Annotated in this window: 16 protein-coding genes, 2 tRNA genes and 2 rRNA genes; 7 read left to right on the top strand and 13 right to left on the bottom strand. The window is 41.5% G+C overall.

Annotated elements, in window-relative coordinates:
• Positions 1-100: 100 nt before the first annotated feature.
• The 4 genes from dnaJ to K6I41_RS00160 all read right to left on the bottom strand — a co-directional run bounded on the left by dnaJ (position 101) and on the right by K6I41_RS00160 (position 6,062).
• Positions 101-1,213, bottom strand: a complete 1,113-nt coding sequence (dnaJ, locus tag K6I41_RS00175) for a molecular chaperone DnaJ (RefSeq protein WP_250374982.1) — start codon at positions 1,211-1,213, stop codon at positions 101-103.
• Between the two features lie 103 nt (positions 1,214-1,316).
• Positions 1,317-1,694, bottom strand: a complete 378-nt coding sequence (locus K6I41_RS00170; protein WP_004790237.1) for a hypothetical protein — start codon at positions 1,692-1,694, stop codon at positions 1,317-1,319.
• Between the two features lie 139 nt (positions 1,695-1,833).
• Complete coding sequence (locus tag K6I41_RS00165; protein WP_250374981.1) at positions 1,834-4,959, bottom strand: efflux RND transporter permease subunit; 3,126 nt, start codon at positions 4,957-4,959, stop codon at positions 1,834-1,836.
• Entirely contained in the window at positions 4,956-6,062 is a 1,107-nt protein-coding gene (locus K6I41_RS00160) for an efflux RND transporter periplasmic adaptor subunit (RefSeq protein WP_005300346.1), read from the bottom strand. Before K6I41_RS00160 ends, K6I41_RS00165 begins: the two co-directional genes overlap by 4 nt.
• A gap of 149 nt (positions 6,063-6,211) precedes the next feature.
• Here K6I41_RS00160 and K6I41_RS00155 point away from each other — a divergent pair, with 149 nt between their 5' ends.
• The 4 genes from K6I41_RS00155 to K6I41_RS00140 all read left to right on the top strand — a co-directional run bounded on the left by K6I41_RS00155 (position 6,212) and on the right by K6I41_RS00140 (position 12,265).
• Entirely contained in the window at positions 6,212-6,835 is a 624-nt protein-coding gene (locus K6I41_RS00155) for a TetR/AcrR family transcriptional regulator (RefSeq protein WP_250374980.1), read from the top strand.
• 170 nt (positions 6,836-7,005) lie between these two features.
• Positions 7,006-9,690 (top strand): phosphoenolpyruvate carboxylase, encoded by a 2,685-nt coding sequence (ppc, locus tag K6I41_RS00150; RefSeq protein ID WP_049837589.1) that lies wholly within the window; start codon positions 7,006-7,008, stop codon positions 9,688-9,690.
• Positions 9,691-9,987: 297 nt separating this feature from the next.
• On the top strand, positions 9,988-11,283 hold the full coding sequence (locus tag K6I41_RS00145; protein ID WP_004790247.1) for a solute carrier family 23 protein: 1,296 nt from the start codon (positions 9,988-9,990) through the stop codon (positions 11,281-11,283).
• Positions 11,284-11,362: 79 nt separating this feature from the next.
• A complete protein-coding gene (locus tag K6I41_RS00140) occupies positions 11,363-12,265 on the top strand; it encodes a LysR family transcriptional regulator (RefSeq protein ID WP_250374979.1) in 903 nt (300 codons plus the stop codon).
• Here the strand turns inward: K6I41_RS00140 and K6I41_RS00135 are convergent.
• The 3 genes from K6I41_RS00135 to ilvD all read right to left on the bottom strand — a co-directional run bounded on the left by K6I41_RS00135 (position 12,262) and on the right by ilvD (position 16,512).
• Complete coding sequence (locus tag K6I41_RS00135) at positions 12,262-12,993, bottom strand: sulfite exporter TauE/SafE family protein (protein ID WP_223115594.1); 732 nt, start codon at positions 12,991-12,993, stop codon at positions 12,262-12,264. The two genes, K6I41_RS00140 and K6I41_RS00135, sit on opposite strands and share 4 nt — an antisense overlap.
• 79 nt (positions 12,994-13,072) lie before the next feature.
• Complete coding sequence (locus K6I41_RS00130) at positions 13,073-14,362, bottom strand: hypothetical protein (protein WP_151828092.1); 1,290 nt, start codon at positions 14,360-14,362, stop codon at positions 13,073-13,075.
• Positions 14,363-14,682: 320 nt separating this feature from the next.
• Complete coding sequence (gene ilvD / locus K6I41_RS00125) at positions 14,683-16,512, bottom strand: dihydroxy-acid dehydratase (RefSeq protein WP_034590616.1); 1,830 nt, start codon at positions 16,510-16,512, stop codon at positions 14,683-14,685.
• Between the two features lie 348 nt (positions 16,513-16,860).
• Here ilvD and fmt point away from each other — a divergent pair, with 348 nt between their 5' ends.
• Together fmt and rsmB are read left to right on the top strand one after the other, a co-directional pair.
• Positions 16,861-17,823 (top strand): methionyl-tRNA formyltransferase, encoded by a 963-nt coding sequence (gene fmt / locus K6I41_RS00120; protein ID WP_192454695.1) that lies wholly within the window; start codon positions 16,861-16,863, stop codon positions 17,821-17,823.
• A complete protein-coding gene (rsmB, locus tag K6I41_RS00115) occupies positions 17,820-19,124 on the top strand; it encodes a 16S rRNA (cytosine(967)-C(5))-methyltransferase RsmB (RefSeq protein WP_192454696.1) in 1,305 nt (434 codons plus the stop codon). Before fmt ends, rsmB begins: the two co-directional genes overlap by 4 nt.
• 39 nt (positions 19,125-19,163) lie before the next feature.
• Here the strand turns inward: rsmB and K6I41_RS00110 are convergent, their stop codons facing one another.
• Positions 19,164-19,307, bottom strand: a complete 144-nt coding sequence (locus K6I41_RS00110; protein WP_004790262.1) for a methionine/alanine import family NSS transporter small subunit — start codon at positions 19,305-19,307, stop codon at positions 19,164-19,166.
• 12 nt (positions 19,308-19,319) lie between these two features.
• Positions 19,320-20,798: a sodium-dependent transporter gene (locus K6I41_RS00105; protein ID WP_005300319.1), complete on the bottom strand. Its 1,479-nt coding sequence runs from the start codon at positions 20,796-20,798 to the stop codon at positions 19,320-19,322.
• A 641-nt stretch (positions 20,799-21,439) separates the two neighbouring features.
• Here K6I41_RS00105 and K6I41_RS00100 point away from each other — a divergent pair.
• Positions 21,440-22,141 (top strand): TIGR04219 family outer membrane beta-barrel protein, encoded by a 702-nt coding sequence (locus K6I41_RS00100; protein WP_081399233.1) that lies wholly within the window; start codon positions 21,440-21,442, stop codon positions 22,139-22,141.
• Between the two features lie 164 nt (positions 22,142-22,305).
• Here K6I41_RS00100 and rrf read toward each other — a convergent pair.
• The 4 genes from rrf to K6I41_RS00080 all read right to left on the bottom strand — a co-directional run bounded on the left by rrf (position 22,306) and on the right by K6I41_RS00080 (position 26,052).
• Positions 22,306-22,420: ribosomal RNA gene (gene rrf / locus K6I41_RS00095) — 5S ribosomal RNA — on the bottom strand.
• A gap of 179 nt (positions 22,421-22,599) precedes the next feature.
• Positions 22,600-25,492, bottom strand: a 23S ribosomal RNA gene (locus tag K6I41_RS00090).
• Positions 25,493-25,844: 352 nt separating this feature from the next.
• A tRNA-Ala gene (locus K6I41_RS00085) sits at positions 25,845-25,920 on the bottom strand.
• A gap of 55 nt (positions 25,921-25,975) precedes the next feature.
• Positions 25,976-26,052 (bottom strand) — tRNA-Ile (locus tag K6I41_RS00080).
• Positions 26,053-26,097: the final 45 nt, after the last annotated feature.

Raw genomic sequence — 26,097 nt, 5'->3', positions numbered from 1 at the left:
CTTTTAAGCAGAATAAAAATAATAAGATGAATCAGCGCAATAAAAAGGCGGATATTTTATCAATATCCGCCTTCTTTTTAATTTCTTATCTAATCAACTATTAATCGAACAAACGATCAAAGAATGATTTTTTCTTCGGTGAAGAAGCACTGTCTTCGCCATCAAAAGAAGCTTGCAACTCTTTAAGTAATTCACGTTGACGAGAATTTAAGTTGACTGGTGTTTCTACCACAATACGGCAGAGTAAATCACCTACCATGCTGCTACGTACTGGACGAACACCTTTGCCACGTAAACGGAATAATTTACCTGTTTGAGTTCCCTCAGGAATTTTCAAGCTAACGCGACCTTCCAAAGTTGGAATTTCAATTTCTTTACCAAGTGCAGCATCAGCAATGCTTACTGGTACGTCCATATAAAGATCGGCACCATCACGTTGGAAAATTTCGTGTTCACGAACAACGACTTCAACGTATAAATCACCTGATTGGCCATCACGAATTGCTTCGCCTTTACCACTCAAACGTACGCGGTCACCATTATCTACACCCGCTGGAATTGTAACTTCCAACGTTTGCTGGCGATCAGCTACACCTGAACCATGACATGCCTGGCAAGGGTTTTTAATAATTTTACCTTGGCCACGACAAGTACCACATGTTTGTTGTACAGAGAAGAAACCTTGCTGCATACGTACTTGTCCTGAACCATGACAAGTTTTACAAGTTTCAACATCTTTTGGATTTTTTGAACCTTTACCATCACACACATCACAAGGTGCTGGAGCAGTAAAGGTAATGGTTTTTTTCACCCCTTTTACAGCTTCTTCAAGGGTAAGTTCCATTACATAGCGTAGATCTGATCCGCGACGTTGACGCTGTTGACGTCCACCACCACCGAATGCACCACCGAAGATATCACCGAACTGGCTGAAAATGTCTTCGGCACTAAATCCACCAAAGCCACCGCCGCCGCTGCCAAAGCCGCCTTCGAACGCATTATGACCCATGCGATCGTACATGCTACGCTTTTCGCTGTCCGATAAAACTTCATAAGCTTCAGCAGCTTCTTTAAATTTCTCTTCAGCTTCGGCATTGTCAGGGTTTCTATCAGGATGATATTTCATCGCCAATTTACGGTAGGCTTTTTTGATCTCATCATCACTTGCGGTTTTTGAAACGCCTAAAACCTCATAATAATCACGTTTAGCCATTTTTGGCGGTGCTCCTCACGGAATTTTATCAATACTCTATTGCCGACTAAATGGGGGGCTTTAGCCGAATTTACAAGGGTAAAATGTTTAAAAAATAGATATATTAAAAAACTGCCTTATTTTTTAAATATTTAGACAAGCCTTTTAACCATGCATTTAATAGAAATAACCACGCAATAGCGCTAAATACCACACCAGCAACCGTAGAGGCGGTTACCCAGAGGTTACTGTCCCATGCAAAAAAGAAGAGCGGAATAAACCAGACCACAGCAAAAATTGCCATACAAAGAAATAGAATCCCGTTTCGCATAATCCATAGTGCATGCGCATGAATCCAAACTTCTGCATTATCTACAACCGCCACTTTACGAGCGACCAAATAAGCAAAGGCCGCAAAAATAACCGTAAACAATGCAAGAAACATGAACGCATAAGAAATTACTATATAACGGCGATGCTGTTCGATATGGTCTTGCCCCATCTGTATTTCACCTCAATTCACTGCACTTAGCCTATTTTTTATGCAGTGAAATAATCCTGTATTTTTTGTGTAAAGACAGGTGCTACTATATTGGAGTTTTCAATATTTCGCACCTTTATTCACAAAAAATTTATGTATTTTATGCGGTTTTTTTCACCTTAAACCACGCTGCGTAGAGCGCAGGTAAGAAAAATAATGTCAGTAAGGTGGCAACAATCAAGCCGCCCATGATCGCAACTGCCATCGGACCAAAGAAAATACTTCGTGAAAGTGGAATCATGGCCAAAACCGCGGCTAATGCAGTCAAAATAATCGGGCGGAATCGACGCACTGTCGCCTCAATAATCGCCTCCCATGTTGGATGTCCTGCTTGCCTGTCTTGTTCAATTTGATCAATCAAAATAAGCGAGTTACGCATGATCATCCCAGAGAGTGCAATTGTGCCCAACATGGCCACAAAGCCAAATGGTTTGTTAAATAGGAGCAAGAATAAAACCACACCAATTAAACCAAGCGGAGCTGTTAACAACACAATAGTCGCGCGTGATAAGCTTTTGAGCTGAATCATCAGTAATGTCATAACCACAGCCAAGAACAGTGGCATACCCGCATTAACGGAATTTTGCCCACGTGCAGACTCTTCTACAGTTCCACCAACTTCAACCAGATAACCACTTGGTAATTCAGCACGTAACTTATCCATTGATTCAGCTAACTCGCCAACAACAGTCGCTGGCTGTAATTGAGTACGGATATCTGCGCGAACAGTAATGGTCGGTAAGCGGTTACGATGCCAAATTAAACCATCTTCAAACTTATACTCAATTTTAGCGATTTGAGCTAAAGGCACAGTCGTTCCGTTGTTCGTTGGTACAGCTAAACTTGCCAGAGAAGCCACTTCAACTCGTTCGCTCTGATCGCCGCGTAAACGGATTTCGATGAGTTCACGCTTTTCACGATATTGCTCAATCGCACTACCTGTAATTGATGCATTAATGAAATTTGCTAAATCGACACTAGAGACACCCATTTGTCGAGCACGATCTTGGTCAATTTGAATTGAAATAATCTTACTCGGCTCACCCCAATCTAAATGCACATTGGTGGTATTCGGGTTTTCGCTAATCAGTTTAGCGACTTTCTGTGCTTCTTGACGGACTAGATTTTGATCTTCACCCGACACACGATATTGCAATGGATAACCAACAGGAGGGCCATTCTCCAGTAATGACACGCGAGTACGAACTTGCGGCAGCAATTGTCTAATTTGTTTGTCTAACGAGCGTCGAATTTCATCACGATCATCAAGCGATGATGCGAGTACAACAAACTGTGCAAAGCTGGCTTGCGGTAATTGCTGGTCTAACGGTAAATAAAAACGTGGTGACCCTGTACCGACATATGCCACATAGTTATCAATACCTTTTTGTTTAGACAGGAATTTTTCAACCTTTTTCACAGCTTGTTCAGTCGCTGTTAAAGAAGCACCTTCTTCAAGTTTTAAATCGACTAAAATCTCGGCACGATTCGATGGTGGGAAAAACTGCTGAGGCACTATCTTAAACATCAGCACAGATAGCACAAAAACACCCACCGTCGTCGCAATTACGGTTTTACGGTAAGTCACACAAAACTCGACCATCTTTCTAAAACGTAAATAGAAATTAGATTGATAAGGATCGTAGTGATGGTCCTGTGAAATGGCCACAGTTTGCGGTTGCGGTTTTTTGGTTAACCTCGCCCATAAACGGACATACCAAGGTGCTTGATCACCTGTTTTAGTAAAATCGGGTAATAGCTTTTCGCCTAAATAAGGTACGAATAAAACTGCTGCAACCCAAGAGACTAATAAGGCAATCGTTACCACCTGAAAGATAGAGCGAGTGTATTCACCTGTACCAGACTGAGCTGTAGCGATCGGTAAGAAACCAGCCGCAGTAATCAGTGTTCCGGTGAGCATCGGAAATGCTGTTGTTTTCCACGCAAAGCCGGCGGCTTTAATTCGGCTATAACCCTGCTCCATCTTAATTGCCATCATCTCGACAGCAATAATGGCGTCATCGACTAACAGACCTAGCGCCAGAATCAAGGCACCCAGTGAAATCTTATGTAGTCCGACATCGAATAGATTCATCCCCGCAAAAGTCATTGCTAAAACTAAAGGAATAGAAAAAGCGACAACCAATCCTGTACGGAAACCTAAAGAGAAAAAACTCACTAACAAGACAATAATAACTGCTTCAGCGAGTACCTTTATAAACTCATGAATACTGCGTTGTACTGCTACAGGTTGGTCAGAAACTTTTTGAAGCTTCATGCCTAAAGGCAAAGTTTTTTGCAGTTGGGCAAATTCTGTGTCGAGATTTTTACCTAAGGCAATAATGTCGCCGCCCTTACGCATTGATAAAGCAATACCAATGCCATTTTCACCCATGAAGCGCATACGTGGCTGAGCAGGTTGACTAAAACCACGATAGACATCAGCGACATCTCCGAGTTGAATGGTTTTATCACCTACCAGTAAAGGCATTTTCTTAATTTCATCAATGTTTTGTAAATGACCACTTACCCGAATCTGGATGCGGTCTGTGCCCGTTTCAAAAAAACCTGCACTTGCCATACTATTTTGCTTTTGTAAGGCATCTTGAATCGCTGTAACTGGAATGCCAAGCTGTACCGCTTTGGTGTTAGAAATCTCAATCCAGATTTTTTGATCTTGCAGACCAATGAGTTCGACCTTACTGACATCTTTGACACGTTGAAGCTGTAATTGCAAACGATCTGCATATTCCTTAAGAAGTGCATAGTCAAAGTCTTTGCCTGTCAGTACATAAATATTGCCGTAAGTGTCTCCAAATTCGTCATTGAAAAATGGACCTTGTACACCGTTTGGTAGTTCATGGCGTATATCATTTACCTTCTTACGAACGTTGTACCAAACATCAGGAATCTTGTCAGAAGTAAGTGAATCCTTCGCTACAAAAGTGACCAACGACTCACCCGGACGGGAGTAAGCCATAATCTTGTCATACTGCCCTGTTGTCATGAGTTCCTTTTCGATACGGTCCGTAACTAAAGTAGAAACTTCTTTGGCAGTCGCCCCAGGCCAGTAGGTCTGCACCACCATGACCTTGAAGGTAAATGGTGGATCTTCACTTTGTGATAATTTTGAATAAGAGATTGCACCGATAATGCCAAGCAACAGCATAAAATAAAGGACAATGCCTTTATTATTTAATGCCCATTCCGAGAGATTGAATTTCATGGCTGGGTTGCTCCCTGAATTTTCACCCCACGGTTTTCACGATCAATCGGATGAATCTTCTGTTTATCACGTAGCAAATGTACGCCGCCAATCACAACCCAATCATTTGGAGCCAAGCCTGATAACACAGGTACACTATCTTTGCCATATGCACCAATCGTTACAGGTACTTTACGCAAAGTCTGGTTCGCATTAACCACCCACACATAAGGTTGATTATCTGTTGCTGAAACACTCGAAAGTGGCACGCTCATCACATTGGTTTGAGTCGAGCTAAAAAATACGCGTGCACTTTGTCCAAGCTGAATAGCAGATTGACCTTCTTTGAGTGCAACTTTGACCGTAAATGTACGAGACTGATCCGCCGCTGGGGAAACTTCACGCACATAACCAGCAAATCGGTCATTCGGTTTAGACCATAACGTCACCCAAGCTGCTTGGCCAACTTTGATCTCGGAAACCGCTTGTTCTGGCACACCAATGACAACTTCACGCTCTCCATCAATGGCCAGTTGATAAGCCGCTTGCCCCGCAGCAACCACTTGTCCAATCTCAATGTTTCGTGCAGTAATTACCCCGTTTTTATTAGAAACGAGTTGGTTATAACCAGTTTGGTTTGCAGAAACTTCATAATTAGAACGAGCTTGCTGTAGAGCCGCTTGCGCAGCGTCATATTGATTTTTTACCGTATCGAATTGCGAACGACTTACCGCATTAATCGGCAATAATTGCTGAAAACGTTTAAGTTCGTCTGCTGCTGTTTTTGCTGAAGCCTGTGCATTGTCCAGTTGGGCTTTAGCGGCATTTAATTGTAGCTGAGCATCTGCTACGTCAAGCTTTGCTAAAACTTGTCCGACTTTAACTCGATCACCTACATCCACGTAACGTGCTGTAACCTGTCCACCGACCCGAAATGCTAAAGCTGTTTGCTGTCTGGCCTGCACATCCCCTGCATAGCTTTTTTGTTCATTGAGAGTGGTTAAGGGTTGGGCCACCATCACATAGGGTATTTCTTCTGTTTTGGGAGCTTCTTTACTACACCCCATTAATGTGACCGTACAAACAATCACCATACTCATGATGAGAGGTTTTAACAGATTCATATCTTATCGCTCTTATTCAAACTGATTTTTTAAGGCACAATATGCTTGCATCATAAATTGTTTATTTTTTAATTAATATACCCATGGGTACATTAATTAAAGAAAAACTTATAAATTGCTATCTTTTTAAATTTTTATCAGAGGATTTTGTGCAAACAGTTAATCAAAGTGGTCGCCCCAAAGATCTGGAAAAACGTGCTCGTATCTTACAAGCCGCGAAAGCTATTTTTTTAAAATCTGGCTATCACGGTACCAGCATGAACCAGATTGCACAGGAAGCAGGTGTCACTAAACTCACGGTGTATAACCACTTTCAAGACAAAGCAAACCTGTTTATCTGTGCAATTACGCAAACTTGTGAAGAGACACTGAATCCTAAACAATTTGAATTAGATGCATCGGTAGACTTTTATCAAGCACTCTTTATTGTCTGTTCACACGCTTTGCAGATTATTTATTCACCTGAAGCATTAAAGCTGGAACATGTATTATTTGAGCTCGCAGCAGAACAAAGCCCTTTAGCTGAACAGTTTTTTGATGCATCGCATACACGACTTCAAAATCAGTTAGCCGCATTCTTCCAAAAAGCAGCTGAATTAGGTTTTATCCACGCCGATGATCCAATTTATCAAACAGAGCTTCTTTTAACTTTGTTGCTTGGTGTACGTCACCATAAGGTTCTACTTAGAATTATTGCCGTACCTAATGCAGAAGAGCTAGAACAAATTATTAGAGATGCAATTCATTTATTTTTGCTCAAATATCGGAATTAAACCAAAGTCCGATTGCCAAAAGTTGCACTGAGTGCATGTCTACTTTTAAGATGCAATAAGCGAATTAAATGTTATTTTTTAAGCAAAAATTCACATTTTCTTACGCTCAAAGCTTGGAATGTTTGTTAATCGCGCTATATTCGATAAGAATAAGAACAGGAGAAAATAGCATGGTTCAGCAAATCGATGCGCCACTGCGTGAGGATGTCCGTTTACTTGGCAATTTGTTAGGTGAAACCCTAAAACAACATGCAGGACAAGAACTGTTTAATCAGATCGAGCAAATCCGTGCGCTTGCCAAAGGTGCACGTGATGGTCAAGCTGAAGCCGAAAAGCAATTAGAACAATTATTTTTAGAATTGCCCGATGAAGAGCTATTACCTCTTACCCGCGCTTTTTCTCATTTTTTAAATTTTGCCAATATTGCCGAGCAATACCATGTAGTGCGTAGCCGCAGACAGGCAGAGTTTGATTCGGAGGCTAATTCTCCAAATCCGCTTGTTCACCTATTTCAAAAATTTAAAGACAAAAGTATCTCGACAGAAAAACTGTTTCAGCAAATTTGTGATCTTAATATTGAATTGGTACTTACGGCGCACCCAACCGAAGTCAGCCGTCGTACCCTCATTCAAAAATATGATGATATCAATGCTTGTCTTTCACAGCTTGATCAGCAAAAACTTACTCCACGCGAACGACAAAATGCACTTGCCAACTTAAAGCAACAAATCAGTTCGGCATGGCAAACAGATGAAATTCGCCAGCACCGCCCGACCCCTGTTGATGAAGCAAAATGGGGCTTTGCAACCATTGAACAAACACTTTGGAACGCAGTACCTAAATTTATTCGTGAGTTAAATGAGTTGGTTCAAGATAATTGCCAACAAAACTTACCCCTTAACATTGCGCCGGTACGCTTTGCTTCTTGGATGGGCGGAGACCGCGATGGCAACCCAAATGTTACTCACCAAATTACCCAAGAAGTGCTGTGGTTATCACGCTGGCAAGCTGCTGACCTTTACCTAAGAGATATCGAAAACTTACGTTGGGAACTTTCAATCCAAACCTGTTCTGAAGAAATGATTCAGGCTATTGGTAACCAACATGCAGAGCCTTATCGCGAATATTTACGTGCTACACGCGAACGCTTAAAAGCGACTCGCCACTGGTTAGCACAGCGCTTACAAGGCTTAGAAGCAGACGACAGCAATGTCATTAAAAGCAAAGATGAGCTTTTACAACCCCTATTGCTTTGTTATCGCTCTTTAATCGACAGTAACTTACCTGAAATTGCGAATGGTCAACTCCTCGACTTTATTTATCGTGTGAACTGTTTTGGTATTGAACTACTTAAACTCGACATTCGCCAAGAATCAGGTCGTCATCGCCAAGCGATTTCAGCAATTACCGAATATTTAGGTTTAGGTAATTTTGAATCGTGGACTGAACAAGCGCGCCAAAACTTCCTGATTCAGGAATTACAGAGCAAGCGCCCGCTTTTACCGAAATATATTAATGAACCTGAAGGCAGTTTGATTGGACACCCAGATGTCCAAGAAGTATTTGCAACCATGCGTACTTTGGCAGACCAACCGCCTGAGTCTTTAGGGGCTTATATTATTTCGATGGCTGAATATCCAAGTGATGTTTTAGCTGTGTTGCTATTGCAAAAAGAAGCAGGTATTCAGCACCCTCTACGTGTAGTTCCTCTGTTTGAAACTTTAAAAGATTTAGATGGCGCTGCAACAACCATGAATACGCTGTTCAATATGCATTGGTATAAACAGCACATTCAGGGTAAACATGAAGTGATGATCGGTTACTCCGACTCTGCAAAAGATGCCGGTTTTATGTCAGCTAACTGGGCGCAATATCGTGCTCAAGAAGAACTGACCGCAATTGCTCAAAAACACGGTGTACAGTTAACGCTATTCCACGGCCGTGGTGGTTCAATTAGTCGTGGTGGTGCTCCAACACAACAGGCACTATTTTCACAGCCGCCGGGTTCTATCTCTGGTGCAATCCGTGTCACAGAACAAGGAGAAATGATTCGCTTCAAGTTCGGTTTAGAAGGGATTGCCATGCAAAACCTTGAAATCTATACCGCTGCAACTCTCGAAGCGACTTTATTACCGCCACCAGAGCCTAAAGCCGAGTGGCGTGAAATCATGAACCGTATGACAGATCATTCTGTAAAGGTTTATCGCCAGACAGTGCGTGAAAATCCACATTTTGTGAAGTACTTACGGACCGTTACGCCTGAACTTGAATTACAAATGTTGCCATTAGGCTCACGTCCAGCAAAACGTAAAGTGAGTGGTGGTATCGAGTCTTTACGTGCGATTCCATGGGTATTTGCATGGACTCAAATCCGTTTGATGCTACCAGCATGGCTAGGTACTGGTGCAGCAATTAATGAAGTGATTGCCGATCAGCAAAAAGCAACACTTGATGAAATGCTCCAGCAATGGCCTTATTTCCAGACGCTTATTGATATGCTGGAAATGGTATTGTCTAAATCCGATGCCAACATTGCACTCTATTACGAGTCTCATTTGACTGAAGATGAAGATTTAAAAGTGCTCGGTAATCAATTACGTCAGCGCTTAAAAGATGCTGTTGAAACGCTCCTTAAATTGAAAGATGAATCAAAGCTTCTTAGTAACAACGAAGTTCTTGATCAATCAATGCAGGTTCGTAAACCGTACTTACTTCCTTTGCATCTTTTACAGGCTGAACTCATGAAACGCCGCCGTGATTATCTTGCTGAGCGTCAGGCAGAGAACACGCCTGTTGACCATGCACTTATGGTGAGTATTGCGGGTATTGCTGCTGGTTTACGTAATACGGGCTAAGCTAATTTTACCAATTGTTTAACAAGGCAGTGCATCTTGATGTACTGCTTTTTACTTGCAAAATTCTCTATTTTTCTTAAATTTTCCTCGATTTTCTATTTTTTTGAATATTTTTTTAAAATCAAAAAATTAGTCTTTATGAGAAAAAAATAACTAATTCCTTATATTTAGAATTCATAAAATTATACCAATCGTTAAAAAATAATTACTTTTCACTAACATACTTCTCTCTAGAGATTAAATGCACTCTCAAGAAAGAGTATCATGGCACCAATTAAAGAATAACGAGCTTATTTTATGTCCAATTGGTTTCCAAAATGGCAGCCTTACCAAGGTGATATTGACCACCGACCGGTCTCTACCAACGAATATCTCCCCCCAGTTCAGAGTGCTATTTTAGGTATTCAACATGCGTTTGCCATGTTTGGAGCAACTGTTTTAGCACCTTTACTCATGGGCTTTAATCCTAACCTTGCCATTTTAATGTCTGGTATCTGTACCATCCTGTTCTTTTTAATTACGGGTGGCCGTGTTCCGAGTTACTTAGGCTCAAGTTTTGCATTTATTGGTGTGGTTGCAGCAGCAACTGGACATATTACAGGTTCAGGTGCAAATCCAAACCTTTCGATGGCTTTAGGCGGAATCGTAGCATGTGGTGTGTTTTATGCCATTATCGGTTTTATTGTGATGCTTACGGGTACACGCTGGATCGAAAAACTCATGCCGCCTGTGGTGACTGGCGCCATTGTGATGATTATTGGTCTAAACCTCGCACCCGTTACCATTAAAGGTGTTGCAGGCCAACCATTTGAAATGTGGATGGCTTTAATTACCGTACTTTGTATGGGTAGTATCGCAGTCTTTACTCGTGGCTTATTGCAACGTCTGCTTCTATTGGTCGGTTTAATTTTGGCGTATGCAATTTATGCCATCACCACCAATGGGCTAGGTTTTGGTAAACCAATCGATTTTAGCCAGATCTCACAGGCTGCATGGTTCGGTATCCCAAGCTTTTCACATCCTACTTTTGATACCAAAGCAATGCTAATTATTGCGCCAGTTGCGCTTATTTTAGTAGCAGAAAACTTAGGCCATATTAAAGCTGTTGGTGCAATGACTGGTGAAAACCTGACGCCACAATTAGGCAAAGCATTCGTTGCAGATGGTTTGGCAACCACTCTTTCTGGTAGTGTTGGCGCACCGGGGATGACCACTTACGGCGAAAACATTGGAGTCATGGCAGTCACTCGTGTCTATTCAACCATTGTTTTTGTGATTGCTGGTGTCTTCGCCATTTTCTTGGGTTTATCTCCAAAATTTGGCGCGGTAATTAGTACGATTCCAAGTGCTGTCTTAACAGGTGCATCTATTGTTGTGTTTGGTTTAATTACCATTGCAGGTGCAAAAATCTGGATTGAAAACAAAGTTGATTTTTCTAACAATAAAAACCTGATTGTTGCTTCTGTGACGATTATTTTAGGTGCCGGAAATTTTGAATTAATGTTTGGTAATTTCAATTTAGGTGGCATTGGTACAGCAACATTTGCGGCCATTATTTTAAATTGGTTGTTTAGTTTAAAAGATAAAACCTAAATTCAAAAAGGCAGCGTAAGCTGCCTTTTTTCATTACGATTTAGTATGATGAATTTTTGCGTTTCAATACGTTCCTATCATGCGTTTTGATTTTTTTGATTTACAGTTGGTTCTTCATATTGTCTCGACTGGTAGCCTAACCAAAGGTGCAGACCGCTCTGCGATTTCACTTCAAGCAGCGAGCGAGCGTATAAAAAAACTCGAACAATATTTTGAGACACCCTTATTTATTCGCCAAACCACTGGGGTAGAACTCACCACAGCTGGACATGCTTTTGTAGAACATGCTCGTCAGCTTTTAGCACAAAAAGATCAACTCGAACAAGAAATGCAGCGGTTTAGGCACCCTACCACAGAGGCATTAACGCTTTGGTGTAATTCTTCTGCTCAAAGTGAATATTTGCCTACGTTATTACCGCAATATCTGGTGCTTCATCCCGAAATGAATATTGATTTACATGAGGCAGAAAGCTCAGAAATTGTAGATGCGTTAACCCAAGGAATTGCGAGTCTCGGTCTAGTCTCAAGTTTTTTTGATACCCGACATTTGCAAACTAAGGAATTTGCGAGTGATCCTTTAGTTCTGATTTGCCCCGCTACACATGAGTTAGCTCAATACCAAGAGCTGAATTTGGTAGAGGCTCTAAGCTATGGTTTTATTGGCCTTAAACCCCATCACTCTTTGCAACAGTCCATCGAAACCCAAGCTAAATTACTAGGCTTTAACATACAGTACCGTTTGCGTTTACCTAATTTTGGCGCAATTGCTGAGGTAGTCACCAAAGGCGTAGGAATTGCGATTATGCCAGCTCGTGCTGCACAGCGTTTGCAATCAGATTATGATTTTCATTCGATCCAATTACTCGGTGCATGGGCAAACCGAAAACTACTTTTAGCCACACAAAACTTCAACCAGCTGCCTAGCAGTTACCAACACTTTGCAGATTTTTTATTGCAGCATCGTCCTGAAAAAACGGCTTAATGCAAAATCATATAAAGCCCTAATGACACCAAACCTATAAAAAAGATACGACGAAATAACTGCTCGTTGAGTCGATAGCGAATTTTTTTACCTAACCACATTCCAACAAGTGCCGCCACCAACGCAGCAAAAGATAAACGATAGTCCAGTGTTACTCCCGACATCGGGTTATGGTGTAAAAAGACGGCAAGACAAATGGTAGACACCGTAAAGGTTAATCCCAAAGCCTGAACCAACTCGTCACGTTTTAAATGCAAAGACTGCAAATAAGGAACAATCGGAATAATAATAACGCCTGTTGCTACGGTCACTGCCCCACCAATATATCCAATAATCGGCGATAACCAGCGCTCATGTTTCCCTAAATGTGGAAGCTTTTTGACACACAGTCCATAAAGGCCATATAAGGCCAACATACAGCCCAATAAAATCTCACTACTGTGCCCATGACTTTGACTTAAAGTCGGTAGAAAACTCCATATTGAACCGACCACAATGCCTACGAGTAAGGTCCAGAAACGGCGAATAAAAGCCCAGACATGTCCTTCAGCAAAAAGCTGCCAAACATTGGTGACCATTGAAGGAACAATGAGTAAAGAGGCTGCTTGAAAAGGACTCATTGCGATGGTGAGTAAGCCCATCGATACTGCGGGCAACCCTAAACCGATCATGCCTTTAATCATGCCAGCAAAGGCAAACACCATCATAATAATTACTAAAAAAGTCACTGTTTATCTCCGATTCCCTACATGGTTATGCTACGGAAAAAAAACAGGTTTGCCCTATTCTTGTTTTTAGGAGTAGGCCTCAATTAGAAGTTGAGGCCGTTTTGTATTTTTCTTCTAAAACATTACTAAAAATACTTTCAATCATCCAAACGCGGTACAAGCTATTAAATACATAACTTTGCCCATCAATACGTAACTCTAGAACTGGCAAATCAGGCTGATGCTTATCTTTGCAAAAAGCATCATTTTGTGCCAAAACAGCTGGCACATCCTGCTCGGTTAACTGCTCAATTCCCAGCTGATGCTGTAATTCTTGGAAATGCTTTTGGAAAGATAAATCTTTGCCTTTTGTCCAAACGGCCTGCAAGATCGTAAAAACCGTATCGATTTGCTGATTTTCCTGCACACTATAGAAAAGCTTTGCCATTTCAAGCGCACTTTCTTCGGTAGGGCGGCAAAAAGGAGTAAAAGCGACATCTGTTCGTTTAGAAACACGTGTTGCCAAACTCCAATCAAACCAGTCTCGGCCTTGGTAGCTTAAAGGGTAAACTTTTAATTGAATATCATAATAATCAGCCAGTTCTTCCTTAATATAAGCAAGCAACAGCCAACTCATTGGATCTTCTAAGGCAATATATAAATCAAGTTCAGGATGAAGTGTCTGAATTTCGGTAAGTGCCTCAGCATCATTAATTAAATGTTCACGCCATTCGATGTGATTAATTAAAAAGATCGGATTGCCAGTCAGTAACTTTTGCTGTTTTAGACGACGGGTTAAACGTAATAAATCATCTACTGCATGATATTTACGCCCACCAAATTCAAAGTAAGCTGCCGGCACAGGCTCATCCGTAAAAATACGTTCTGAAAAATGTTGAGGAAGCTGATGTTTAACTGCCATGGCATGTAAAGTACGCAGCTTTCCGTATTGCTGCTGCCAAAGCATGTGAAAAATATCTTCAAGTAAATGTAAGAAATTCTGACCTTGTAATGGGGTTCTTTTTAATATGACGGCGGCTTGTTTTAAAGATTCTTGGCTTGGGATTTCTGGAAATTCATCAAAAGCAAAACGATGTTGTTTGGCTAATATTTTGGCATCATTCAAACAATAATTTTGCCATTCTTCATGCGACATACCATTCGGAGGTTCAGAAGCCGTATGGGAAATAATAATTTTTAAGGGCTTAAGTTCATCACTTAAAATCTCATCAAGCTGAGACAGTTGCTGAACAGCTAAATAGCTATACACATCATCAAGTCGTAAATAAATACTTAAACCATTTTCCGTGGGTAACACCGCTTGACGTGAAGGTTTTTGGTAAAACCAACTCGATCGGATAGGGTCAAACCAACGGCGTAGCAGTGACATGAGAGTAGAGCCTCTAAAAAATAAATCCTAAGCAAGACCAAAAAACTGCTTTGATCGCAGTACAAAGTACCGCAGAAACTTCATATACAAAATGCTGATGAGCTCTGCTTACACAGAACAAAGATCATGTTATTGCACGTATTCCTGCATCGGTGAAGATTTTATCATCATTTTATGGCAAACCCATAGAATGACTTGCAACACCCTCATCTACAAGCCTATTTTTTCGAACAGATGTAAAAAATGCACCCATCAGCATGATAATAATTTATCGTGCAAATGGATGCATAGTTTCTATTCAATTAATAAAATTGAATATTTTATAGAACGCGTACAGCTCCTTTCGCTGCACTTGTTGTATGCATTGCATAAACTTTTAACGCTTTTGATACCTTACGTTTACGTTCTTCTTTCGGATGCCAGCCTTTCGCTTCTTGAACTGTACGACGGTGCGCCATAGTCGCATCATCAACGTTTAAGTGGATGGTACGATTTGGAATATCGATTTCAATGGTGTCACCATCTTCTACCAAACCAATTGCACCACCTTCAGCAGCTTCTGGCGAAACATGTCCAATTGAAAGACCTGATGAACCACCAGAGAAACGACCATCTGTCACCAATGCACAATCTTTTCCTAAACCTTTCGATTTAAGGTAGCTGGTTGGGTAAAGCATTTCCTGCATACCCGGACCACCACGTGGGCCTTCGTAACGAATCACAACAACATCGCCAGCTTTAATATCATGACCCAAGATTGCATCTACAGCAGCATCTTGGCTCTCAAATACACGCGCTGTGCCCGTAAATTTCAAGATCGATTCATCTACACCCGCAGTTTTTACAATACAGCCATCAAGCGCGATGTTGCCGTATAGAACTGCTAAACCACCATCTTTAGAGAATGCATGTTCTGCATTGCGAATAACGCCTTTTTCACGATCGCCATCTAAAGTTGCATAATAACGGTTTTGAGAGAATGCAACTTGAGTTGGAACACCACCTGGAGATGAGCGATAGAACTCATATACATCTGCATCTTCAGTACGAATAATATCCCACTTATCTAATGCATCTTTTAAAGTTTTCTCGTGTACAGTTGGTACTGATACATCAAGTAACTTCGCACGGTCAAGCTCACCCAAAATGGCCATAATACCGCCAGCACGGTGAACATCTTCCATGTGAACGTCTTGTTTCGCAGGCGCTACTTTAGACAGTACAGGAACTCGACGTGACAACTCGTCGATATCGTCCATGGTAAAGTCAACTTCTGCTTCACTTGCCGCGGCCAATAAATGCAGAACCGTATTGGTTGAACCACCCATTGCAATATCAAGGGTCATCGCATTTTTAAACGCAGCCTTGGTTGCAATTGAACGAGGTAAAATACTTGCATCTTCTTGTTCGTAATAGCGCTTAGCCAATTCAACAATAAGTTGGCCTGCTTTTAAGAATAGTTTTTTGCGATTTGCATGTGTCGCAACAATCGAACCATTACCCGGTAAAGATAGACCTAAAGCTTCGGTTAAACAGTTCATTGAGTTTGCAGTAAACATACCTGAACATGAACCACATGTTGGACATGCTGAACGTTCAAATTCTTCAACTTCTTCGTCTGTATAACTTTCATCAGCCGCAACAACCATTGCATCAACAAGGTCAATCGCTTTTTCATTACCACGGAACTTGACCTTGCCCGCTTCCATTGGTCCGCCAGACACAAAAACAACTGGAATATTCAGGCGCATCGCAGCCATGAGCATTCCCGGAGTAATTTTGTCACAGTTAGAAATACATACCATTGCATCGGCGCAATGTGCATTCACCATGTATTCAACTGAGTCAGCAATCAAATCACGTGATGGTAATGAATAAAGCATGCCGTCATGCCCCATCGCGATCCCATCATCTACTGCAATCGTATTAAACTCTTTAGCAACACCACCTGCCGCTTGAATTTCTGCTGCGACTAGTTGCCCTAAATCTTTAAGATGTACATGGCCCGGAACAAATTGAGTAAATGAATTGACCACCGCAATAATCGGTTTGCCGAAATCCTCATCTTTCATTCCTGTTGCACGCCATAAGCCACGTGCGCCAGCCATATTTCTTCCGTGTGTCGATGTTTTTGAACGATAGTCAGGCATTAGTGTTTCCAACAAGTTGTGCTTGAGCGGAATTTCTCCCACTCTGGCTGAATGATACTGATATAGCGTTAGATCAGTCGGAATATTGACTCATCATCATAATTTGATCATTCTCCATTCTATAGAAGCAAATAATATTCGGAAAGCCAAGAACAGTAATAGTCAGTCAATATTTAGCAAAACTTACATGAATAATTTTTTATTTTTTCATAACCTTTTTTTATCAATAAAATTTTTTGAATAATTTTTTGTTCACTATTTAAAAATCAAATCTCTCAATAGCCATGAGTTTAGGGCTTCAAACGTTTTTCACGTATACTACCCATAAACTCTTTTTGGATTGCATTTGTGAAAATTATTTTTGCTGGCACCCCCGAATTTGCTGCAACAGCATTGGCGGCATTATTAAAAACTTCCCATGAAATTATCGCCGTTTACACCCAGCCAGATCGTAAAGCAGGCCGTGGACAAAAACTAACGCCATCTCCTGTAAAACAGCTTGCGCTTGAACATGGTATCCCTGTTTATCAACCACTTCACTTTAAAGCATCTACAGAAGAAGGGCTCGCAGCCCAACAAGAACTTGCAACTTTAGGTGCCGATGTGATGGTCGTTGCAGCCTATGGCTTGATTCTTCCACAAGCTGTGCTCGATACACCTAAATATGGCTGTTTAAATATTCACGGTTCACTATTACCACGTTGGCGCGGTGCAGCACCAATTCAGCGTGCAATTGCAACGGGTGATAAAGAAACCGGAATCACAATCATGCAAATGGCTGCTGGTTTAGATACAGGCGATATGATGTATAAAACCTACTGTCCAATCACAGCCGAAGATACATCAGCGACTTTACATGACAAACTCGCAGCTCAAGGTGCGGAAGCAATTTGTGACGTACTTGAGTCAGAAGAAACACTACAAAAATATTTGGCAGAACGCGAAGTCCAAGACGAAAGCCTAACTGTCTATGCACACAAATTGGTGAAATCAGAAGCTCGTATTGACTGGTCAAATGATGCTGTTCAACTTGACCGAAATATTCGTGCGTTCAACCCTTGGCCAGTCGCTTTTGTTCAACTCGATGAAAATAATGCACTGCGTGTTTGGAACTCTTTAGTTTCTAGCCAAAGCAAAGCAGATGCCCAAGCTGGTGAAATTATTGCAATTGATAAACAAGGCGTGCATGTTGCTTGCGGTGAAAATACATTTGTTTGTTTGACGAGTGTACAGTGGCCGGGTGGTAAGGCATTAAATGCTCAACAAATAGCGCAAACTCAAAAACTTCACGTAGGACAGATTCTGCCATGAGTCAGGTTAATTCAAATTCATCACGTTTTAACCTACGTGCTCAAGTCGTCCAAACGTTACTAAAAGTTCAGCAAGGGCAATCACTTGCTAGTATTTTAAATACACAGCTGAATCAAGTCGCAGAGCGTGATCGCGCACTATTTCATGAACTTGTTCTAGGTACGCTACGCCAATGGTTTGCTCTTAAATCAATTAGCCTACCTTTACTCAGTAAACCTTTAAATAATGAAACTGTTGAAACCTGTCTGTATGTTGGGCTTTATCAAGTTTTATGCACGCGTATTGCAGCGCACGCTGCCATATCAGAAACAGTAGATGCCACCAAACAGCTTGGATTTCCTGCGCTCGGCGGTATTGTGAATGCTATTTTGCGCCGAGCAACTCGTGAGACTGATGATTTTCAGCAAGGTTTAAAGCAAGCGCATGGCTTACCAAGTTGGCTTTTCAAAAGGTTAAAAAAGGATTGGGGGGAACAAACTGAATCTCTTTGTCAATCATTAAAACAAGTCGCACCTTTAACCTTGCGAGTTAACCAGCGTCATATTGGTCGTGATGCTTATTTAGCAAAATTACAAAGTCTAGATATTCAGGCCCGTGCTTGTACTCTGTCTGAAGCAGGTATTGTTCTTGAACAATCTGTACAAATTACCCAGCTACCCGGCTTTGAAGAGGGATGGCTTTCTGTACAAGATGAACATGCTCAACTATGTGCAACATTATTGCCAGATCTAAATAATAAAACAGTAATTGATGCCTGTGCAGCTCCCGGTGGAAAAACAGCTCATTTACTCGAAAAGTTTAAACCGACTAAACTCATTGCTATTGACCAGGATTCGAATCGTTTAATCCGTGTAACTGAAAATTTAAACCGCTTAGCACTTGATCAAAGTCAAACAGAAATTTTGGCAGCCGATGCAACCCAATGGGTTCCCGCAGAACCAGTAGATTGTATCTTGCTTGATGCACCTTGCTCCGCTACAGGCGTTATTCGTCGTCATCCTGACATACGCCTATTGCGCCAATCTAGCGATATAACTCAAACGATTGAACTGCAAAAGCAGATTTTGGAACACATGTGGCAACAGCTTAATGTTGGAGGCACATTGCTCTATATTACCTGTTCAGTTTTAAAAGCTGAAAATGAACAGCAGATGATAAATTTCTTTGCAGAACATACTGATGCAAAAGAAATTAAGATTGAAGCGAATTGGGGACTTGAACAAATTCATGGCCGACAATTATTACCACAAGCGCAGTCTGGCGACGGATTTTATTATTGTAAAATTCAAAAAATTGCATAAAAAAAGCAGGCTTTAAGCCTGCTTTTTATTTGATCAGCATCAAAGCGTATGCTGATCTTTTACATCTTCTAAAACGTCATCTAACTCTTCAGGATGTTTCGATAAATGTAGAATGGATAAAGCCAACCCACCCCATAAAAACACCATCGAAATCACCATCATCACGATTGCCGAAGTATTCATTATTTTATCCTCCTAGCGATCTTTCATTTTGCTTAGCACGATTGCAACGACCGCACAGAAAATCACACTGCCCCAGCCGAATACACCTTGTAAGCTCATACTATAAGTATCATAGCCATTTTTGATCAAATTAAAAACAGTCATACAGAGTGTCGTTAACAAGATTAAAGATGTAATAACCGTTAAAGTGAAATCCCACCCCTTACCCACTTGAATGGTTGAGATACGATTTATATGGTCACTAAGTTCTTTAAGAGCTGAACGTTTAAACCAAGCTACGCTAATAATTGATATTAATGCGCCACCGATAATACCGATGTTATTAATAAAGTGATCAACAATATCAACCAGCTTAATTGCATTTACACTTGAGAATAAAATAATTGATACAAGTGCACTACCACCACCAATAATCGTTACAGCTTTTTTACGGCCCCATTTCAACTTATCTTGCATTGCTGCAATAGGCACTTCCAAAATACTGACCATCGAAGAAATACCTGCGACGAAAAGTGAAGAGAAGAATAAAAGACCAAATAAATCAGCCCCAGCGCCTAAGCTTGAAATAATTTTAGGGAATGCGATAAATGCTAATCCAATACCGCCACTCACGACATCTTTAACATCAGTACCTGCTGCATGTGCCATAAAACCAAGAGCAGCAAAAATACCAATCCCTGCCAAAATCTCAGTTGATGCATTTGCAAAACCAACGATTAAGCCAGAGCCAGTTAAATTCGTTTTTGGTTTTAAATAAGATGCATAGGTAACCATGATCCCGAAACCAACAGATAATGAAAAGAAAGTATGACCATATGCGGCTAACCATACTTTATAGTCCATCATTGCTGACCAGTTTGGCGTAAAGAATGCATTTAAACCTTGAACTGCACCAGGTAAACGCAATGACTGAATCACCAAAATAGTGAATAGAATGAATAATAATGGCATGAAAATTTTATTGGATAATTCCACACCCTTTTTCACCCCACCATAAAGAATGATTAAAGTAAGTGCCCAAATTCCAACAATCGGCCAGAATAAATGACTTACAAACTGTAAATCAAAACCAGTCGCTTTTGAGGTTTGTAAATAGGTATTAAAGAAGAAGCCTTCCGGATCACTTCCCCACATTTGACCAATAGAGAAGTAAACGTAACTACCTGCCCATGTCAAAACGCTCGCATAATACAAACCAATAATGATACAGACACAAACTTGCCACCAACCTAATGTTTCTCCACCTTTAAATAAGGCCCGATATGCTTTTGGAGGTGAACCAGTACTACGATGACCAACCGCATAATCTAAAAATAGTAACGGTAAACCAGCAGTAATGAGTGCCAATAGATAAGGAATAAGAAACGCACCACCACCATTTTCATAAGCAACGTATGGAAAGCGCCAAATATTACCTAAGCCTACAGCCGAACCAACGGCTGCAATAATAAAACCAGATCGTGACGTCCAGTTTTCACGAGAATCTGTCATAAAACACCTAATGTTAAAAGATTGCTTATTTTTACTGCTATTGTTGATTGTTATTCCGCATGCAAAAAAAGAACCAAAGAATACTTTTGTGTTTGATTGAGAATAAAAGGCACCTTGTGAGTATTTTTATTTTCATTTCAAACAAGCAAAAATAGAAAATTCTTCCTTAAAGATTTTTGTCCATTTTTTGCCCCTATATAGCTGAACAATACCTGTTTTTATTTCTTTTTACTGTAATTTCCATCAGAAATTTTACGAATTTTTTAAGTTTTTTTCACAATTGGTTATTTTTCAGCTAATCTTTACGTTTAAATCAAATAGTCAGACAATATTGTTCAATGACATTTTCTTCCAAGCACTAAAAAGATCTATTTAATTACTCGACTTATCCATTAATTTCCTCCTTAATTTCCAATTAAAATTTGATAATACCCATTTTTTATATGACAAAATTTATACTAAAATCTGTAGAGGACTAATGTCATCCAAATGAAAAATTTAAATATTAATTATTTGAAATGATTAATATTTTATCTAGCTTAGAAAAATTATTAATAATATATGCTTCAGACTCATATTTTTTATCAATGCATCTGTAGCAAGATGTCTATATGATGCGCTCAAAGATTTCTTTTATGCGGATGTTCAAAGTGAAAATATTAAAAATATCTTTATTAACGCTCGGGATGGGCTTAAGTGGCCTTGCTCAAGCAGACTTTGTTGGAGTAAAAGGAGATGTCGGCTACTGGTTTTACGATGGTAAAGCGAATATGTCTTCTCAATTTCCTGATGATCAAGATCTAGATCAAAAAGGTAGTGCTCAACTCTCATTGGCAATAGAACACCCAATCCCATTTATTCCAAATGCAAAAATACGTTATGTAAATTTAGATACTCAAACTAAATCAGAAACTTTAGGTCAAGCTAACTATAAAGTTGATTTAGATCATAGCGATTTTATTCTCTATTATGAGTTACTAGACAATATTGTGAGTGTAGATGCTGGGCTTGGTGCAACTGTACTAAATGGTGATATTACTGCTTATACTGGTAAACGCGTGGATATTGATAAAACATATCCTATTGCTTATTTATCTGGTGAAGTCAAACTTCCATTTACAGGCTTAAGTGCTAAAGGTGAAGCAACCTATACAAACTTTGATGATGCACGAATCACAGATGCATTAGCAGAAGTAAAATATAAATTTGCAGATAATCTACTCATTGATCTTGGTTTAACAGCAGGATATCGCGTACTCAATATTGATTTAGATGACTACGATAATAATGATCTTAAGTTTGAATTTAAGGGCCCATATGTAGGCTTAGAAGCCCATTTCTAACTTAGAACGGGCTCGAAGTTTCCTTCATATATAAAAAAGGACTCATATAGAGTCCTTTTTTATGGGTCTTAGTGCATCTAAATTAAACAATTCATTCAATTCATTCAATTCATGCATAAAGAAACACCCCGGGCTCTTTCGAGACCGGGGTGTTTAGAATAATGAGCTGGCGATGACTTACTCTCACATGGGAAACCCCACACTACCATCAGCGCTAAGAGGTTTCACTTCTGAGTTCGGGAAGGGATCAGGTGGTTCACTCTTGCTATGGTCGCCAGCACAACTGGTATGGATACTTGCATTGGTCTTAATATGCCGATGCGTTTTCCAAATCTTTGCAGATGGGCTGATTGAATCTTACTTTATTTGTTCATTTTAGCTAAGCGTATAACTAAATCAAGTTGCTTTGCATATTAATGAATCGATTGATGCTTTATATACAACTGCTTGGGTGTTGTATAGTCAAGCCTCACGAGCAATTAGTATTGGTCAGCTTCACATATCACTATGCTTCCACATCCAACCTATCAACGTCCTAGTCTCGAACGGCTCTTTAGAGGACATAAAGTCCTAGGGAAATCTTATCTTGAGGTAGGCTTCCCGCTTAGATGCTTTCAGCGGTTATCCCTTCCGAACATAGCTACCCGGCGATGCGACTGGCGTCACAACCGGTACACCAGAGGTTCGTCCACTCTGGTCCTCTCGTACTAGGAGCAGATCCTCTCAAATTTCCAGCGCCCACGGTAGATAGGGACCGAACTGTCTCACGACGTTCTAAACCCAGCTCGCGTACCTCTTTAAATGGCGAACAGCCATACCCTTGGGACCTGCTTCAGCCCCAGGATGAGATGAGCCGACATCGAGGTGCCAAACACCGCCGTCGATATGAACTCTTGGGCGGTATCAGCCTGTTATCCCCAGAGTACCTTTTATCCGTTGAGCGATGGCCCTTCCATACAGAACCACCGGATCACTAAGACCTACTTTCGTACCTGCTCGACTTGTGGGTCTCGCAGTTAAGCGCGCTTTTGCCTTTATACTCTACGCGTGATTTCCGACCACGCTGAGCGCACCTTCGTACTCCTCCGTTACTCTTTAGGAGGAGACCGCCCCAGTCAAACTACCCACCAGACATGGTCCTCGCCCCGGATTACGGGGCAGAGTTAGAACCTCAACATTACCAGGGTGGTATTTCAAGGACGGCTCCATTGGAACTAGCGTTCCAACTTCAAAGCCTCCCACCTATCCTACACAAGTAAGGTCAAAGTTCAATGTCAAGCTGCAGTAAAGGTTCACGGGGTCTTTCCGTCTAGCCGCGGGTACACTGCATCTTCACAGCGATTTCGATTTCACTGAGCCTCTGCTGGAGACAGCGCCGCCATCATTATGCCATTCGTGCAGGTCGGAACTTACCCGACAAGGAATTTCGCTACCTTAGGACCGTTATAGTTACGGCCGCCGTTTACTGGGGCTTCGATCAAGAGCTTCGCTTACGCTAACCCCATCAATTAACCTTCCAGCACCGGGCAGGCATCACACCCTATACGTCCACTTTCGTGTTTGCAGAGTGCTATGTTTTTAATAAACAGTTGCAGCGGCCTGGTTTCTGTGGCTGCCAATAGCTCAGACCGCAAGGGTCATCACCGTCAGCAGCGTACCTTCTCCCGAAGTTACGGTACCATTTTGCCTAGTTCCTTCAGCAGAGTTCTCTCAAGCGCCTTGGTCTACTCGACCTGACCACCTGTGTCGGTTTCGGGTACGATTCCTGTGTAACTGAAGCTTAGAGACTTTTCCTGGAAGCATGGTATCAGCCACTTCGCTGTACAAGTACAGCTTGCTATCAGATCTCAGCATAGAGCACCCCGGATTTGCCTAAGATGCATGCCTACTTCCTTCCACCTGGACAACCAACGCCAGGCTGACTTAACCTTCTCCGTCCTCTCATCGCATTACACAGAAGTATTGGAATATTAACCAATTTCCCATCGACTACGCCTTTCGGCCTCGCCTTAGGGGTCGACTCACCCAGCCCCGATTAACGTTGGACTGGAACCCTTGGTCTTTCGGCGAACGGGTTTTTCACCCGTTTTGTCGTTACTCACGTCAGCATTCGCACTTCTGATACCTCCAGCATACTTCTCAATACACCTTCATCGGCTTACAGAACGCTCCCCTACCACTTGACTAAAAGTCAAATCCGCAGCTTCGGCACATAGTTTTAGCCCCGTTACATCTTCCGCGCAGGCCGACTCGACTAGTGAGCTATTACGCTTTCTTTAAAGGGTGGCTGCTTCTAAGCCAACCTCCTAGCTGTCTATGCCTTCCCACATCGTTTCCCACTTAACTATGATTTTGGGGCCTTAGCTGGCGGTCTGGATTGTTTTCCTCTTGACTACGGACGTTAGCACCCGCAGTCTGTCTCCCGGATAGTACTCATAGGTATTCGGAGTTTGCATCGGTTTGGTAAGTCGGGATGACCCCCTAGCCGAAACAGTGCTCTACCCCCTATGGTATTCGTCCGAGGCGCTACCTAAATAGCTTTCGGGGAGAACCAGCTATCACCAGGCTTGATTAGCCTTTCACCCCTATCCACAAGTCATCCCCTGGCTTTTCAACGACAGTGGGTTCGGTCCTCCAGTTAGTGTTACCCAACCTTCAACCTGCTCATGGATAGATCGCCTGGTTTCGGGTCTATACCCAGCAACTAAACGCCCTATTAAGACTCGATTTCTCTACGGCTCCCCTATACGGTTAACCTCGCTACTGAATATAAGTCGCTGACCCATTATACAAAAGGTACGCAGTCACCGAACAAGTCGGCTCCCACTGCTTGTATGCATGCGGTTTCAGGATCTATTTCACTCCCCTCACAGGGGTTCTTTTCGCCTTTCCCTCACGGTACTGGTTCACTATCGGTCAGTCAGGAGTATTTAGCCTTGGAGGATGGTCCCCCCATATTCAGACAAGGTTTCACGTGCCTCGCCCTACTCGTCATCATTATGTGTGCCCTTTCGTGTACGGGAATATCACCCTCTACGTTCGCACTTCCCAGAGCGTTCCACTAAAACACACATAACTTAATGGGCTGATCCCCGTTCGCTCGCCGCTACTAAGGGAATCTCAATTGATTTCTTTTCCTAAGGGTACTGAGATGTTTCACTTCCCCTCGTTCGCCTTGCAACACTATGTATTCATGTTGCAATACCTACCTTAAAGTAGGTGGGTTCCCCCATTCAGAAATCTCCGGATCAAAGGATATTTGCCGCCTCCCCGGAGCTTATCGCAGGCTATTACGTCTTTCATCGCCTCTGACTGCCAAGGCATCCACCACATGCACTTAATTACTTGACTATACAACCCCAAACAGTCGTCAACACTTACAAGTGAGTGTTGTCCGTGCGATTCTTCATCGCTACTATCTGTTGTCCGTGTACTTAAACACTGTACAGCTTCAATCTAAATTCATATACCAAAACGCTTGATTCAGTTAATTTGCTAGTTCTCAATTCATCTAGATTAATTGCTTAATCTAAACTCTTGAGTGAACAATTTATTTCAGACTCAATTTTGCCAATCTGTTAATGAATAAACACGCCTTCGTCAGGTCATGCTTAATACCGTGATACTTAAATCACAGAAGTTAATAAACCAAGATCTAAATCTCTATTTACTAATTTCTGTAATCCGAACTTCTCTTAAGTTCTGGTGGAGACTAGGAGAGTCGAACTCCTGACCTCCTGCGTGCAAAGCAGGCGCTCTACCAACTAAGCTAAGTCCCCAGCTTACATCATCAGTCATGTATCTTTTATCTATAACTTCAACCAGTCAAAGTCATGGTGGGTCTGACAAGACTTGAACTTGTGACCCCACGCTTATCAAGCGTGTGCTCTAACCAACTGAGCTACAGACCCTCAGATACATCTATGAAGAACAACTTGTTGTGGATTCTTACCAAT

This window comes from Acinetobacter sp. AS23, assembly GCF_023612055.1.
GTDB lineage: Bacteria > Pseudomonadota > Gammaproteobacteria > Pseudomonadales > Moraxellaceae > Acinetobacter > Acinetobacter oleivorans.
Note: the sequence above shows the minus strand (reverse complement) of the source record. Positions and strands in the feature narration are given on the sequence as shown.